Raw genomic sequence first — 14872 nt, 5'->3', positions numbered from 1 at the left:
GGCCGCCCTTGAATGTGGTGGTGTGTGTATAGAAACGAGAATCTATGCGTGTTTCTGTTCACGTACGTGGTACTCCCCGCCGGTCCGCGAGGACGGCGTTGGTCGCGGCGCCGGCGACCAGCGCCAGACTCCCCACGTACAGCCACGTCAACACGAGCAGGACGACGCCGACGACGCCGAAGAACTGGACGCTCGCCGCCGCTCGCGCGTACGCAGCCAGGGCGAGCCCAGACGCCGTCCAGATGGCGGCTGCGAGCGCGGCGCCCGGCAGCGCCGACCGCAGCGTCGCCTCCGGCGGGAACACGAGGTACAGGGGGAGGAACGCCGCCAGCAGGGAGACGAACAGGACGCCCGGCCACGCCACGACCACGGCGACCACGGGCGCGACTGCGCCCAGCAGCACGCCGAGGACGACCACGAGGGCGAGCGCCACGAGCCACGTCAGGAACACCACCACGACGTCGGCCCCGCGCTCCACGCGCGTGTGGTCCAGATCGCCGTACACCGCCTCGAAGACGTCGGCAATGGCGCGAGCCAGCTGGAGCGCGCTCCACGTCGCGACCCCGCCCGCGAGCACTGCCAGCCGCCAGAACCCCTCGCTCTCCCGGACGGTGGCCGCGACGACCCGAATCCGCCCGCCTGCGCCGACGCGGCCGCCGAGTTCGGCCGTCGCGACGGCGACTGCCTCGCTCCGGGACGCCCCGAGCACGGCCAGCACGAGCACCGGCAACAGCGTGTTGAACACGTGGTACGCGATGCCGGCGGCGGCCAGCGAGAGCTCGCGGTCCCGGAGCACGCCCGCGACGGCGCCGGCGGTGTCGGCGACCGACGACCGGGACGGCACCACCGCCAGGAGCAGGCGCATACCGGCCGTACGCTCGCCCCCGAGAAGAGTAGCCGCGGCTTAGGTCGCTACTCGTACAGCGGGTACTGCTCGCAGAGGTCGTCGACCGTGTCGGAGACATCGGCGTACACGTCCTCGTCGCCGAGGTTGTCGACGACGCGCGCGATGGAGTCTGCGACCGTCTCCATCGCGTCGGCGTCGAAGCCGCGAGTCGTGAGCGCCGGCGTGCCGATGCGGATGCCGGACGGGTCGAACGCCGACCGCGTCTCGTCCGGGACGGTGTTCGCGTTCAGCACGATGCCGACCTCCTCCAGTTCGTCCTCGACGTCGCCGCCGGAGACGTCCGGGTGCGAGTCCCGGAGGTCGACGAGCACGAGGTGGGTATCGGTGCCGCCCGACACCAGCGAGAAGCCGTGCTCCTCGAGGCGGTCCCCGAGGACGGCGGCGTTCTCGACGACCTGTGCGGCGTAGTCCTCGAACTCAGGCTGGAGCGCCTCGTGGAAGCCGACGGCCTTCCCGGCGATGTTGTGCATCAGGGGGCCGCCCTGGGCGCCCGGGAACACCGCGGAGTCGACGTCGTCCGCGAACTGCTCGTCGCACATGATGATGCCACCTCGGCCCGCCCGGATGGTCTTGTGCGTCGACCCCGTCACGAAGTCAGCGACGCCGACCGGCGACGCGTGCTCGCCAGCCGCGACCAGGCCCGTGATGTGCGCGATGTCGGCCGTGTGCAGCGCGCCGACGGCGTCGGCCGCCGCCTGGATGCGCTCCCACTCGACCTCGCGGGGGTACGCCGAGAACCCGGAGACGATCATGTCCGGCTCGAAGGCCTCGGCGTGCTCGCGCAGCGACTCGTAGTCGAGACGGCCCGTCTCGGGGTCGACCTCGTACTGTTCGACCTCGTAGAGCTGGCCGGCGAAGTTCGCCGGGTGGCCGTGGCTCAGGTGGCCGCCGTGCGTGAGGTCGAGCGAGAGAATCTTGTCGCCAGGCTCCAGCGTGGCGAAGTAGACGCCCATGTTCGCCGACGACCCGCTGTGGGGCTGGACGTTCACGTGGTCGGCGCCGAACAGCTCTTTCGCGCGCTCGACGGCGATCTCCTCGACGTCGTCGGCGTACTCGCAGCCGCCGTAGTACCGGGAGCCCGGGTAGCCCTCGGCGTACTTGTTCGTGAGCTCGCTGGACTGGGCCTCCATGACCGCCTCGCTGACGTGGTTCTCGCTGGCGATCATCGCGAGCGTGTGCTCCTGACGCGAACGTTCGCCCACGAGCGCGTCGGCGACTGCCGGGTCGACCTCCCGGACCTCCTCGTAGCTCATACTGTGAGGGGGCGCCGCGCGGGCCATAAGTCTACCGAGCGCGCGCTCGCGACCGGACTAATTCCCGGCGCCGGCACGATAGAAATATATGTGTCGTGGGCCAACGGCGACGGTACGTGACCGAGCGGGAGCAGTCCGGGGGGAAGCTCGTGAGCGGCGCCACGGACAGCCGTGACTCCGCCACTGTCGTCGTCCCGCCGACACCCGAGGGTGTCGCGGCGGCCGTCACGCACGCCGCCGCCGCCCACGAGACGACGGGGCCGGCTCGCAGCCTGCGAGCGCACAGGCGGCGGCCGCCCGCAGTACGAGTCGGCGACGCCCTCTCGGTGCCCGAGTCGGTGGTGGCTGCGACGCCCGACACCGGCATCGAACTCCGGATGCCGGCGTCGCTGCGTTCGGTGTTCGTCGGCGCGCCGCTCGCGTTCTACCTCGGCGCCGACGTCACCGTCGCCGAAGACGCCGACCCCGTCCTCCGGGCGCCGGACGCGGGCGTCGACCGCCGGCTCGGCCCGCTCACCAGTGACGCTCCGGCGTTGCTCGCGCGGACGTTCTGGCTGGACTGCCTCGTCCGGGAGGCGACCACCGGCCCCGGCGTCGCGGAGACCGGGACCCTCGACGCACTGGACCTCGACCCCGAGCGGCTCGCCGACGCGTCGCCGGCGGCCCGGCTGGCGACCTATCTCGACGCGCCCCTCGGCCGGGTCCTCGACCGGCTTCCCGAGTGGCACCTCGCGATGCACGTCGCCCCCAGCGTCGAGCACGTGTCGACGCTCCCGTACCTCCTCGACCGGCTGGCGTTCGTGTTCCCGCCGGAGACCGCGAGCCTCGACCGCCAGGAGCTCGTCTCGCGGTCGCTGGACGACTTCTACCGCGGGGCGCCCGGCCCCGTCGCGAGCGTGGAGATGCTCGACCCCGTCGACCGCCCCGGCCGCACGCAGGGCTGGCTCGCCGACGGCACGCCCGTTGACGCGTTCAAGACCCACCCGGCTGCCTACCGGAACCACGACCGCTACGGGGTGGCGGGTGACCGCGAGCGGATGTCCGTCGCCGTCGTGCTCAACGACCGCGACATGGCCGGCGAACACGACGCCGTCGCCGATATCTACGACACGCACGCTGGCGACCTCCCGATAGACGTCAGCTTCCACGAGCGCCTGACGCGGCGCGAGCTGGCCGACGTGCTCGCCGACCACCACGAGTTCGTCCACTACATCGGGCACTGCGAGGTCGACGGGCTGCGGTGCGCCGACGGCCACCTCGCCGCCGCCGACCTCTCCGAGACGAACGTCGAGACGTTCTTCCTGAACGCCTGCGGGTCCTACCACGAGGGGATGGCACTGGTCGAAGCCGGCAGCGTCGCTGGCGCCGTCACCCTCCGGAAAGTCCTCGACGAGCAGGCGGCGAAGGTCGGGACAGCGTTCGCGCGCCTGCTGCTCGCCGGCTTCCCCATCGTCGCCGCGCTCCGGCTCGCCCGCCGCCGCATCCGGATGGGGAAAGACTACGCCGTCGTCGGCGACGGCACGCAGACGCTGGCCGCGAACGGCGACAGCGACCCCCGGGTCGCGCACGTCGAGCCCCTCGACGGAGCCGGCGAGGGCGACGACCGATACCGGGTCGCCTGGGAGCACCAGTCACTGGCCAGCCACGGCGACGGCTTCGTGGCGCCGGCGCCCGGCGACGTGTCGCGGCGGCTCTGCGGGAACCGGACCGTGTTCACGGCCGACGCCGCCGAGCTCGCGGCCGTGCTCGCGGACGTCGACGCGCCGGTGGTCCTCGACGGGCGCTTCCACTGGGCCGACGAAGCCGCCGCCGTCGTGCGTCCGGACCGCCGACCGTAACCGGTGTACTCCGCCGGGAGACCCCGTCGAAACGGCGTTTTACACTCGATGCTCCCGGTAAAATTAAATAGCCACGCACCATACCAGTGGGCATAGATGACATCGAATCTACTCGGCACCGCGGTCGCCGACGTCCTCGACGAGGTGTTCGGCGACGACCCCGCCGAGCTGTTCGTCGTCGACCCCAGCCCGCGAGCCGTACAGGAGCTGGTGGACGCCGCCAACGACTACGACGGCGACCTCCCGGCCATCCGCCTCCTCGGCGACGAACGAACGCTGAAAGACGTGATGGACGACTTCATCGTCGCGAGCAACGCGGCGAACCTCGTCGAGAGCGACGACCTCGAACTCCGGACGCTCGACGGTGACGGTCGCTCGTCGATGCTCGTCACCGAGGACCGCGCGGTCGCGCTGCTGGAGACCGGCGGCCTCGTCGGCGGCCTCGCCACCGACGACGAGTCGTTCACCGGCACCGCCTACGACGCCGCGACCGCCGACTGGGCCGACGCCGAGGCGTTCACGCTCCGGACGCCCGCCATCGACCGCGTGCGGTCGACGCTCGACGAAGACATCAGCGGCGAAGTCGGCGACGACTTCGACGACGTGCTCGCGTCGCTGGAGACCGCTCGCGGCGACGGCGAGGGCCTCGACGAGGTCACCATCAGCCTGCTCGTCGCGGCGAAGAACCGCGAGCTGCTCTACGACATCAGCAAGTGGGGCGAGGACGTCGGCATCGCGTCGAAGGCGACGTTCTCCCGGACGAAGACGAAACTCGAGGACCTCGGCCTCATCGACACCGAGAAGGTCCCCATCGACGTCGGGCGGCCGCGGCTCCGCCTCAAACTCGCCGACGACCGGCTGGAGGACGCGCCGGCCGGCGAGTTCGCGAACGTCGCCGAGTCGATGCTCGCGTAGGGCGACCGAACCCCGTACTGTTTTGCTGTCGTCGCGTCTCCGCGCAGGTATGCAAACGGAGGCGGGTTCGCTGTGACTGCGGAGGTAGCTGTCGTGGGCGACGGTCCCGCCGTCGCGGCCGTGGAGGCCGCGCTCGGGGACGTAGACGCGGTCATCGAGTCGACGGGCGTCGACGGGGTCGCGGACGCCGACCTGGGCGTGGTCGTCGGCGTCGCGGGCGCGGGCGGGTTCCGCGCCGCGAACGAGGCCGCCAGAGACGGTGATACGCCGCTCGTGACCGTCGAGGTCGGCGGACTCGGCGGCGCATCGCTCCCGGACGTGGAGGCTGGCGTCGCGGTGCTGGCGCCCGACGGGCCGTGTTTCGACTGTCTCGCCGGCAGGGTCGCGTCGACCGGCCAGGAGCCGACGGAGTCGCCGTCGGCCGACCGGTCGACAGTCCGTCTGGCGGGCGCGCACGCCGGCCGGCTCGCCGTCGCTGCGCTCCGGGGCGACGCCGAACCCGGGACAGTCGTCGAACTCCCGCACGCCGAGCGCTCGGTCGCTCCGCTTCCCGACTGCGACTGCGGGAGCCGGCAGGACCGCGACCTCCAGCGGGACGACGCCGGCGCGCGCTCGCTGGACGCCGCGCTGCGGGCGGCCGAACCGCTCGTCGACGACCGCGTCGGGCTCGTGACCGCCGTCGGCGAGCGCGAGTCGTTCCCGGCGCCGTACTACCTCGCTAGCGTCAGCGACACCTCGGGGTTCAGCGACGCCGAGGCCGCCCGGCAGGCCGCGGGCGTCGACCCCGACTGGAACGCCGCCTACATGCGCGCCGTGGGCGAGGGCCTCGAGCGCTACAGCGCGGGCGTCTACCGCGAGCAGGACTTCGAGACCCGGTCGGTCGACCACGAGGACGCCGTCACCCCGTCGTCGTTCGTCCGGCCCGACGGCCAGTCCGTCGCCGACCCCGAGGCCGTCGACTGGGTGCGTGGGGAACACTTGCAGACCGGGGGTGACGCGCTGTTGCCAGCGAGTCGAGTCGTCTTCCCGCCGCCAGACGACGCGTCGGGTCCCGCGATTACCACGGGCCTCGGTCTCGGGAACTCCGGGGCACAAGCGCTCCTGTCGGGGCTCTACGAGACCATTGAGCGCGACGCCACGATGCTCGCGTGGTACTCCACGTTCGACCCTCTCGGCCTCACTGTCGACACCCCGGAGTTCGCCGACCTCCGCAAGCACGCGCGCGCCGAGGACCTCACCGTCACGCCCCTGCTCTGCACGCAGGACGTCGACGTCCCCGTCGTCGCCGTCGCGGTCCACCGCGACGACTGGCCGCGGTTCGCGCTCGGCTCCGCCGCCGACCTCGACCCGGCGGCCGCTGCCACCGACGGGCTCGCCGAAGCCCTCCAGAACTGGATGGAGCTCCGCGCGATGGGACCGGAGCAGGCCAGCGACGAGGACGGCGCCATCGGCAAGTACGCCGACTTCCCCCGCGAGGTCGAGGGGTTCGTCGACCCCGACACCACCGTCCCCGCCGACGAGGTCGGGCCGAGCGACCCACCGACCGACGACCCAGCTGGCGAACTCGACGCCGTTCTCGACGCGCTGACCGGCGCCGACCTCGACGCCTACGCCGCCCGCATCACGCCCCGCGACGTCGACGCCGCCGGCTTCGAGGCGGTTCGCGTGCTCGTCCCCGGAGCCCAGCCGCTGTTCGTCTCCGAGCCGTTCTTCGGCGACCGAGCGCGCGAAGTCCCGCGCGAAATGGGGTTCCAGGCGAGACTGGACAGGCCGTTCCACCCGTTCCCGTAGTACCGTTTGCTGTCACGGAAAGAGCGCTGCGCGCTCTTTCCAGATGACGAGAGACGCCGAAGGAGTCTCTCGAACCACGGTCGCTCGCTCTCTGCTCACGGGCGCGCAGCGCCCGTTCGTACGGCCAGCGGGACCTTCGGTCCCGCTCGGCTGGCAAAAGCTACGCTAAAAGCCGTCGTCACCCCCTGTCGGGAGTTCCTCGGCCCGCGCTCCCTGCGGTCGCGCGGTGAACCGCTTCGCTCGGGACCTTCGGACCGCTCGCTCGCGGATGCTGGACAGCCGACCCGTCGGTCGGCAGAACCCAGGATTCGGAAATACGCAGGCGCCTCAGAGCAGCCCGCCCACAGTCGCACCGTCGGCGACGGAGTGCGGGACCGTGAGCGGGGAGATAGAGATCTCGTTGTCGACGCAGTGATGGCGGTCAGTGCCAGCGGGGTCGGGGACGTCGCGGTCGAGGAACTGGTACCAGAAGCGGTCCTCGACGTCGACGCCGTCGCCCGTGAAGTTGGCCTGAAGTTCGTACTCGCGGGTTGGGCGAGTGACGCGCTTGACCGGGTTCTCGGCGTGGCGGGTGGCGGGCGCGTTCACGGAGAGGTAGTCGGCGGTCGGGAGCAGCGTGCCGTCGACGAACTCGGGGACGATGTCGGCGGCGGTCTCGGCGGCGGTGTCGAAGCTCTCGTAGTCCGGGTCCCAGTCGCCGCTCGGGTCGAACTCCCAGTCGTACATTGAGATGGCGACGGCCGGCAGCCCGAGGAACGCGGCCTCCATGGCGGCGCCGACGGTGCCGGAGCGCGCGAGGATGTGCGCACCGAGGTTCGGGCCGTCGTTGCACCCCGAGACGACGACGTCCGGAGTCACGTCGAGGCCGGCGACGGCGAGCCCGACGCAGTCGGCGGGTGTGCCGTGGACGGCGTACCCCTGCTTGCGGTCGTCGTAGTCGAGCACGTCGAACGTCCGGGTCTGACCGGTACCCGACTGCTCGTCGGCGGGCGCGACGACGGTGACGTCGTGGCCGTCGGCGGCCAGCCCGTCGCGGAGCGCCCGGATGCCCGGCGCGTCGATGCCGTCGTCGTTAGTGAGGAGGACAGACAGTGAAGACTCGGTCATTGCTCCGGCGTAGCCCACGACGGGGCGTAGGCGTTGCGGAACGCACCCGGACAGCCGCCCAGCCGTGGCGGGACTTATGTAGCGGGTCCGCGAGACGACGCGTATGCTCGAAGCGTGGTTCCTCGACCTCGCCGGGACTGACCCGCTCGTGCAGGCGCTCGTTGGCGGTGTGGTTATCGCGGGCCTGAACCTCGTCGGGGCGCTGCTGGTGGTGGTGTGGCGGGACCCCAGCCAGTGGTCGCTGGACGGCGCACTCGGGTTCGCCGCAGGCGTGATGCTCGCGGCGAGCTTCACGAGTCTCATCCTGCCGGGCATCGAGTTCGGCGGCGAGAACGGGCTGCTAGAGGTCATCGCCGGCATCGTGCTCGGTGTCGTCCTGCTGGACCGCGCGGACCGCTGGGTGCCCCACGTCCACGTGCTCATCACGGGCCGCCAGCGCGCCGACCAGACCGTCTCGCAGGCTGACCTGGCGCCGATTCTCCTGTTCATTGTCGCCATCACCATCCACAACATGCCCGAGGGGCTGGCCGTGGGCGTCGGGTTCGGCAGCGGGAACGTCGGCGAGGGGCTGTCGCTGATGCTCGCCATCGGCATGCAGAACATCCCGGAGGGGCTGGCGGTCTCCGTCGCGGCCGTCAACGCCGGGTTCGACCGGACGACGTACGCCGCCCTCACGGGCGTCAGAGCGGGACTCGTGGAGATACCGATGGTCTTGCTCGGAGCGTGGGCGGTCACCGTCTCCAGCGCCATCCTGCCGTACGCGATGGGGTTCGCGGCGGGCGGGATGCTGTTCGTCATCAGCGACGAGATCGTGCCCGAGACCCACTCGAACGGCAACGAGCGCGTGGCGACGATGGGTCTGATGGCGGGCGTCGTCGTGATGCTGTACCTCGACGTGACGCTCGCCTGACGCCGTCCGCCCTAGCTCGTCGCTTCCCGCAGCACGTGCAGCGACGTCGGCACGCTCGCCGCCACCACCCCGAAGACGGCGCCGACGAGCGGGTCGACGCCCAGCGAGGGACCGAGCAGCCAGCCGGCACCGAACCCGAGCGGGTCGAGTACGAGCGCGAGGACGATGATCTGCTGGTCGAACGGCTTCTCGTCGAACCAGTCTGCGAGCTTCGAGGCCATCGCTCGCCCTGTCGGTCCCGCCGACCCCTAATACGGCGGGGGCGGTCGCAGCGAGGGAGAATCCGGCCGGCGTGGTGTGGCTCGCGCAAACGTGACGCGGCTCCGCCGCGTTAGGCGGCTCGCGGGTCGTTCCTCCCCGCTCACATCCCCGTGCCCTCCCTCCGGTCGGGCACGCCGACCGTAAGGCAGAGGGGTAGGGGCCGACAACGGAGTTGGCATGGACCAGAAGCGGGAGGTGACGAGCGTCGACCTCGTCGCCCTCACGGCGGAGCTCAACGAGTACTCGGGGGCGAAAGTCGACAAGGCCTACCTCTACGGCGACGACCTCCTCCGCCTGAAGATGCGGGACTTCGACGAAGGCCGGGTGGAGCTGCTCGTGGAGGTCGGGGAGACGAAGCGCGCGCACGTCGCCGACCCGACGCACGTCCCGGACGCGCCGGGCCGGCCGCCGAACTTCGCGAAGATGCTGCGCAACCGGCTGTCCGGCGCGGACTTCCACGAGGTCCGCCAGCACGGCTTCGACCGCATCCTCGAGTTCGAGTTCCGGCGGGAGGACGCCGACACGACCGTCGTCGCGGAGCTGTTCGGGGACGGCAACATCGCCGTCCTCGACCCACAGGGCGAGGTCGTCGACAGCCTCGACACCGTCCGGCTGCAGTCCCGGACGGTCGCGCCGGGCCGCGAGTACGGCTTCCCGAGCGCTCGCGTGAACCCTCTCGATCTGGACTACGAGGGGTTCGCCGAGCAGATGCGGGACTCGGACACCGACCTCGTGCGGACGCTGGCGACCCAGCTGAACTTCGGCGGACTGTACGCCGAGGAGCTGTGCTCGCGGGCCGGCGTCGAGAAGACCAAGCCCGTCGAGGACGCCGACGAGTCGGACCTGGAGGCGCTGTTCGAGGCCAGTGAGACGCTGCTGGGCGACATCAGCGCCGGCGACCTCGACCCGCAGGTGTACTACGAGCCGGCCGACGACGAAGCGGAAGCGTCGGACGGAGACGGCGACGGCAAGGGTCAGCGAGTGGACGTGACGCCCGTCGACCTCGACGAGCGCGCCGACCTGCCGAGTGAGGCGTTCGACTCGTTCAACGCGGCGCTCGACGACTACTTCACGAACCTCGACACGAGCGAGGACGAGGACAGCGGTGAGACCGTCGAGCGCCCGGACTTCGAGAACGAGATCGAGAAACAGCAACGCATCATCGAGCAACAGGAGCAGGCCATCGAGGACTTCGAGGCACAGGCCGAGGTCGAGCGCGAGAAGGCCGAGTCGCTGTACGGCCACTACGACCTCGTCGACGACCTGCTGACCGCCGTCCAGCAGGCCCGGGACGCGGGCCACGGCTGGCAGGACATCGCCGAGACGTTCGAGGACGCCGCCGGCGACGTGCCGGGCGCCGAGGCGTTCGCGGGCGTCGACGAGTCCGAGGGCATGGTTCGGGTGCGAATCGACGACCACACCGTGACCCTCGACCCGTCGTCGGGCGTCGAGAAGAACGCCGACCGGCTGTACACGGAGGCCAAGCGCATCGAGGAGAAGAAGGAGGGCGCCCGGGCCGCCATCGAGAACACCCGGGAGGACCTCGAAGCGGTGAAGCAGCGCCGCGACGAGTGGGAGGCCGAACCCGAGCACGAACACGAGGAAGACGAGGAAGACGTCGACTGGCTGTCCCGCACCTCGATCCCCATCCGCCACCAGGAGCAGTGGTACGAGCGGTTCCGGTGGTTCCGGACGAGCGAGGGGTTCCTCGTGCTGGGCGGCCGGGACGCCGGCCAGAACGAGGAACTCGTGAAGAAGTACATGGACCGCTACGACCGCTTCTTCCACTCGCAGGCCCACGGCGGCCCCATCACGGTACTGAAGACGAGCGCGCCCAGCGAGCCCTCCAACGACATCGAGGTGCCCGACCGCGACAAGCGACAGGCCGCCCAGTTCGCCGTCGCGTGCTCGTCCGTCTGGAAGGACGGCCGGGGCGCCGGTGACGCCTACATGGTGTCGCCCGACCAGGTGTCGAAGACGCCGGAGTCCGGCGAGTACCTCGAGAAGGGCGGGTTCGCCGTCCGCGGCGACCGGACGTACTTCCGCGACCTGCCGACCGAGTGGGCGGTCGGCATCACCTGCGAGCCGAACACCCGGGTGCTCGGCGGGCCGACGGACGCCGTCCGCGACCAGGTGGAGACGCTCATCGAGGTCGAACCCGGCCGGTACGCGCAGGGCGACGCCGCCAAGCGCATCTACCGGGAGTTCCGGGACCGCTTCACCGACGAGTCGTTCGTCCGGAAGGTCGCCAGCCCCGGCGAGATCCAGAAGTACATGCCGCCGGGCGGCAGCCGCATCGTCGACGAGTGACGATGCGGACGGCGCTCCGGTACCCCCTCGCCGGGGACGCCGAGGACCGCTACCTCGTCGCGTGGATTCTCCACCTGCTGCACGCGCTCGTGGTGCCCTTCGTCCCGCTGGCGGGACTGCTGGGGATGCTGGGCGGCGTCACACGCGCCGCCGCGACCGGGGAGAGCGCCGACGGAGACAGCAGCGGGGACGAGGCCGGGGCGCCGCCGAGCTTCCGGGCGCCCCGCCGTCTGCTCGCCGACACCGGGCGAGTGGTCGGCGTCGCGGCGGCGTACGCGCTGCCGGTGGCTGCCGTGCTCGGTGTCGGCGCGGTACTCCTGCCGACCGGGCTGCCGAGCGACGCGCCAGCCACGCCAATCGCGCTGCTGGCTGCCGGGCTGCTCGGACTGTTGCTCCCGCTGGCGTACGCTGCACCGGCGAGCCTCGCGCACGCCCTCGCCGGCGACTCGCTTCGCGCGGGTTTCGACCGAGAGGCCGTCGGCCGGACGCTGGGCCACGCACAGTACTTCACGCAGTGGGCGGCCGGACTCGGCGCGCTCGCCGTCGCAATCGCGTCGGCCGCCGCGCTCGGCGACGTGCTCGTCGGCCACCTGCTCGCCGCCTACTTCGAGGTGCTGGCGTTCGCGTGCTTCGGCTGGGGCGCCGCGCCGACGCTCAGAACGTAGCGGCGGGCGCCAGTGTCGTCGTCTTCACCTGTCCGACGCCGTCGAAGTCCCGGAGCCGGTAGACCAGTTCACGCACGCGCTCGGCTGGCCCCCGGCAGTAGACGGTCTCCAGACACCAGTCGCCCTGGTGGACGTGGCTCGTCGACTGCACGACGTCCTGGTAGTCGTGCTGGACCGAGTGCAGCGCCTCGATGACCTCGTGGTGGTCGTAGTCGAAGACCAGCGCCGCCACCACCTCGCCCTCACGGTCCTCGAGGGCGGCGTGGCGCTCGACGTACTCCCGCATCGCCTCCCGGACCGCCCGCGACCGGGACTCGTAGCCCTCGGCCGCCCACGTCTCGTCGAACGCCGAGAGCAGGTCGTCGGGCACGTTCAGACTCGTTCGCATGCCGGACGCTACGAGCCCCGGCACTTGGAACGCCGTGGTATTACGATTCGCCGCGCTCGACATAACAGAACGTAGTTGTAGGTCCTCCAGACATGTCTCAGTGATGCCCGTCGGCTCTCTGGTGTCCTGGCGGCAGTCGTCGCTGCGCGGACGCGTCCTCAAGTACTATCTCTACAAGGCCACGAAGGCGGTCGAATTCTACCGGCCAATCATGTACCTCTTCTTCCTCGCCCAGGGCCTGAACTTCACGCAGATCGCGACTCTCGAGGTCATCTACAACCTCACGACGCTGTTCGGCGAGGTCCCGACCGGCTACGTCGGCGACCGAATCGGCCGCCGAAACAGCCTGCTCGTCGGGACGGTGCTCATCGCCGTGACGCTGCTGGGCATCGGGCTCGCCGAGTCGTTCCCCGCGCTCGCCGTCCTCTACGTGTTCTGGTCGGCGGGCTACAACTTCCGGTCGGGCAGCGAGGACGCCTGGCTCTACGACACGCTCACGGACGACCTCTCCGAGGACGAGTTCGCCCACGTGCGGGGACGCGGTGAGTCGGCGTCGCTGGCAGTCGGAGCCGGCGCGGCCGTCGTCGGCGGCTACCTCGGAAGCATCGACCTCTCCTACCCGTGGTTCGTCGCGGCCGCCGTCACCGGGGTCGGTGCGCTCGTGCTCGTGACGCTGGACGAACCGGAGACGTACCGGGAGTCCGACAGCGACGACCTGAGCTTCCGGCGGACCGTCGGCATCGTCAGGGACGCGCTGGCCCAGCGGAACCTCCGGGCGTTCATCGTCTACTACTACGTGCTCTACGCTGCGGTGACGTACCTCGTGTTCGTCTTCCTCCAGCCGGTGTTCCGCACCGTCGTCGTAGACATCGGCGTCGCCCCCGGGCGAGTCGAGTCGCTGCTCGGCTGGTTCTACGCCGCCTACAGCCTCGTCGGCGCCGTGCTCAGCTACTACACGGGCGCCATCGAGGACGCAATCGGTGTTCGGACGTGGTTCCTCGTGCTGCCGTTCGTCGTCGGCGCCGCGCTCGTCGGGATGTACTTCGTGCCGGTGCTGGCGCTCCCGACGTTCCTCTTCGCTCGCGGGCTCTCGGACGTGACTCGCTCGTTCGCGGGCCAGTTCGTCAACGAGCGCGTCGACACGCTCGGCCGGGCGACGGTCCTGAGCGCGATGGCGATGGTCAGCGGGCTGGCAGTCGTGCCGTTCCAGTTCGGCAGCGGCGTCGTGTCGGACGCCGTCTCCCCGCTGTTCGCGCTCGCCGCCGGCGGGCTGGCGCTGGTCGTCGGCTCGGCCGCCGTCCGCTGGTGGGAAGACCCGATGGGCGCACGGGACCCCGCCCAGTCGTGACCGCCCGAAAGGAGTGAGCCTTTTCTCGTGGGGGCCCTCGGGCCGAGTATGCAACTGAAAGACCGCCACACCGTCGAGGGCGGCCGGGAACGAATCACGCTCGTCCCCGAGAGCCTCGACGACCTCTGGCACCTCGCGTACGTCCTCGAACCCGGGGACCTCGTGGCGGGGGACACCCACCGCCGCATCCAGCGCAACGACGACCAGATGCGGGACACGGGCGGCGAGCGCGAGCACATGTTCGTCACCATCGACGTCGAGGACGTGGAGTTCCACAAGTTCTCGAACCGGCTGCGGGTCTCGGGCACCATCGAGGACTGCTCGCGGGAGGACCAGCTCGGCCTGCACCACACGCTGAACGTCGAGGAGCGCGAGGAGCTGGAGGTCGAGAAGCACTGGCAGCCCGACCAGCTCGACCGCCTGAACGAGGCCGTCGAAGCCACCGACCAGCCGGACGTCGCCATCGCGACCGTCGAGGAGGGCGAGGCGCACATCCACGTCGTCCAGCAGTACGGCGTCGACGAGCAGGGGTCGTTCACGGCGACCACGGGGAAAGGCGAGCAGAACGACCGCGGGCGCGACGAGCTGTTCGCGACGCTCGCCGACGCACTGGCGCGCATGCAGGCCGACGCCATCATCCTCGCCGGCCCCGGGTTCACGAAGCAGGACGCCCTCGACCACGTCACCGAGGAGTACCCCGACCTGCAGGACAAGATCACGATGGTGGACACCAGCGCGGTCGGCGGCCGCGGCGTCCACGAAGTCCTCAAGCGGGGCGCCGTCGAGGACGTCCAGGAGGAGACCCGTATCGCCGAGGAGTCCGAGCTCATCGACGAGCTCACCACGCAGATGGCGACCGACGAGAAGGCCGCCTACGGCATCGAGGAGGTCCAGAAGGCCGTGGAGTTCGGCGCGGTCGAGGACCTCCTGATTCTCGACGAGCGCCTGCGGCTGGAGCGCGCCGGCGAGGGCGAGTGGGAGGACGTCGACGTCAACGAGCTCGTCACGAGCGTCGAACAGCAGGGTGGGGACGTGACCGTGTTCAGCCACGAGTTCGCGCCCGGCGAGCAGCTCCGGAACCTCGGCGGCATCGCCGCCGTCCTGCGCTACCGGCTGGACTGAGGCGTAGTTTCCGGACTGTTTGAGCAAGCCATAAAACGGGGAGCCTGATACCGGGGG

The 14872-nt window shown here is 70.7% G+C and carries 13 protein-coding genes; 8 read left to right on the top strand and 5 right to left on the bottom strand.

What is annotated here, in order from left to right:
* Positions 1-58: 58 nt before the first annotated feature.
* Together LT971_RS05970 and glyA are read right to left on the bottom strand one after the other, a co-directional pair.
* The gene (locus LT971_RS05970) at positions 59-865 is read right to left on the bottom strand and encodes a YhjD/YihY/BrkB family envelope integrity protein (protein ID WP_237005938.1); all 807 of its coding nucleotides are present in this window, start codon (positions 863-865) and stop codon (positions 59-61) included.
* Positions 866-912: 47 nt separating this feature from the next.
* Entirely contained in the window at positions 913-2160 is a 1248-nt protein-coding gene (glyA, locus tag LT971_RS05965) for a serine hydroxymethyltransferase (RefSeq protein ID WP_237005937.1), read from the bottom strand.
* A 116-nt stretch (positions 2161-2276) separates the two neighbouring features.
* On the opposite strand from glyA, the gene LT971_RS05960 reads away from it, so the two are divergent.
* The 3 genes from LT971_RS05960 to LT971_RS05950 all read left to right on the top strand — a co-directional run bounded on the left by LT971_RS05960 (position 2277) and on the right by LT971_RS05950 (position 6704).
* Positions 2277-3998, top strand: a complete 1722-nt coding sequence (locus tag LT971_RS05960; protein WP_237005936.1) for a CHAT domain-containing protein — start codon at positions 2277-2279, stop codon at positions 3996-3998.
* Between the two features lie 96 nt (positions 3999-4094).
* Entirely contained in the window at positions 4095-4913 is an 819-nt protein-coding gene (gene tbsP, locus LT971_RS05955) for a transcriptional regulator TbsP (RefSeq protein ID WP_237005935.1), read from the top strand.
* 93 nt (positions 4914-5006) lie between these two features.
* The gene (locus LT971_RS05950) at positions 5007-6704 is read left to right on the top strand and encodes a YcaO-like family protein (RefSeq protein WP_237005934.1); all 1698 of its coding nucleotides are present in this window, start codon (positions 5007-5009) and stop codon (positions 6702-6704) included.
* Positions 6705-7031: 327 nt separating this feature from the next.
* On the opposite strand, the gene surE is transcribed toward LT971_RS05950, so the two are convergent.
* Complete coding sequence (gene surE, locus LT971_RS05945; RefSeq protein ID WP_237005933.1) at positions 7032-7811, bottom strand: 5'/3'-nucleotidase SurE; 780 nt, start codon at positions 7809-7811, stop codon at positions 7032-7034.
* Between the two features lie 103 nt (positions 7812-7914).
* On the opposite strand from surE, the gene LT971_RS05940 reads away from it, so the two are divergent.
* Positions 7915-8721 (top strand): ZIP family metal transporter, encoded by an 807-nt coding sequence (locus LT971_RS05940; RefSeq protein ID WP_237005932.1) that lies wholly within the window; start codon positions 7915-7917, stop codon positions 8719-8721.
* Between the two features lie 11 nt (positions 8722-8732).
* On the opposite strand, the gene LT971_RS05935 is transcribed toward LT971_RS05940, so the two are convergent.
* Complete coding sequence (locus LT971_RS05935; RefSeq protein WP_237005931.1) at positions 8733-8942, bottom strand: DUF8141 family membrane protein; 210 nt, start codon at positions 8940-8942, stop codon at positions 8733-8735.
* A 217-nt stretch (positions 8943-9159) separates the two neighbouring features.
* Between LT971_RS05935 and rqcH the strand changes: the two genes are divergently transcribed.
* Positions 9160-11292 carry a ribosome rescue protein RqcH gene (gene rqcH / locus LT971_RS05930; protein WP_237005930.1) on the top strand — a complete coding sequence of 711 codons (2133 nt, stop codon included), beginning with the start codon at positions 9160-9162 and terminating at the stop codon, positions 11290-11292.
* Between the two features lie 2 nt (positions 11293-11294).
* Positions 11295-11957 carry a DUF4013 domain-containing protein gene (locus LT971_RS05925; protein WP_237005929.1) on the top strand — a complete coding sequence of 221 codons (663 nt, stop codon included), beginning with the start codon at positions 11295-11297 and terminating at the stop codon, positions 11955-11957.
* Here the strand turns inward: LT971_RS05925 and LT971_RS05920 are convergent.
* Complete coding sequence (locus LT971_RS05920) at positions 11947-12345, bottom strand: CopG family ribbon-helix-helix protein (RefSeq protein ID WP_237005928.1); 399 nt, start codon at positions 12343-12345, stop codon at positions 11947-11949. The genes LT971_RS05925 and LT971_RS05920 overlap by 11 nt on opposite strands.
* 103 nt (positions 12346-12448) lie before the next feature.
* Here LT971_RS05920 and LT971_RS05915 point away from each other — a divergent pair, with 103 nt between their 5' ends.
* Positions 12449-13693, top strand: a complete 1245-nt coding sequence (locus tag LT971_RS05915) for an MFS transporter (protein WP_237005927.1) — start codon at positions 12449-12451, stop codon at positions 13691-13693.
* Positions 13694-13741: 48 nt separating this feature from the next.
* Complete coding sequence (locus LT971_RS05910) at positions 13742-14815, top strand: mRNA surveillance protein pelota (protein WP_237005926.1); 1074 nt, start codon at positions 13742-13744, stop codon at positions 14813-14815.
* Positions 14816-14872: the final 57 nt, after the last annotated feature.

The organism is Halobacterium rubrum (assembly GCF_021729015.1).
Lineage (GTDB): Archaea > Halobacteriota > Halobacteria > Halobacteriales > Halobacteriaceae > Halobacterium > Halobacterium rubrum.
This window is presented reverse-complemented; position numbering and strand designations above follow the sequence as displayed.

Bases quoted from the DNA above. Each gene is read 5' to 3' on its own strand.
- LT971_RS05970 (WP_237005938.1), bottom strand. From the start codon at position 865: ATGCGCCTGCTCCTGGCGGTGGTGCCGTCCCGGTCGTCGGTCGCCGAC.
- LT971_RS05925 (WP_237005929.1), top strand. From the start codon at position 11,295: ATGCGGACGGCGCTCCGGTACCCCCTCGCCGGGGACGCCGAGGACCGC.
- LT971_RS05940 (WP_237005932.1), top strand. From the start codon at position 7,915: ATGCTCGAAGCGTGGTTCCTCGACCTCGCCGGGACTGACCCGCTCGTG.
- surE (WP_237005933.1), bottom strand. From the start codon at position 7,811: ATGACCGAGTCTTCACTGTCTGTCCTCCTCACTAACGACGACGGCATC.
- glyA (WP_237005937.1), bottom strand. From the start codon at position 2,160: ATGAGCTACGAGGAGGTCCGGGAGGTCGACCCGGCAGTCGCCGACGCG.
- LT971_RS05935 (WP_237005931.1), bottom strand. From the start codon at position 8,942: ATGGCCTCGAAGCTCGCAGACTGGTTCGACGAGAAGCCGTTCGACCAG.
- tbsP (WP_237005935.1), top strand. From the start codon at position 4,095: ATGACATCGAATCTACTCGGCACCGCGGTCGCCGACGTCCTCGACGAG.
- LT971_RS05920 (WP_237005928.1), bottom strand. From the start codon at position 12,345: ATGCGAACGAGTCTGAACGTGCCCGACGACCTGCTCTCGGCGTTCGAC.
- rqcH (WP_237005930.1), top strand. From the start codon at position 9,160: ATGGACCAGAAGCGGGAGGTGACGAGCGTCGACCTCGTCGCCCTCACG.
- LT971_RS05915 (WP_237005927.1), top strand. From the start codon at position 12,449: ATGCCCGTCGGCTCTCTGGTGTCCTGGCGGCAGTCGTCGCTGCGCGGA.
- LT971_RS05910 (WP_237005926.1), top strand. From the start codon at position 13,742: ATGCAACTGAAAGACCGCCACACCGTCGAGGGCGGCCGGGAACGAATC.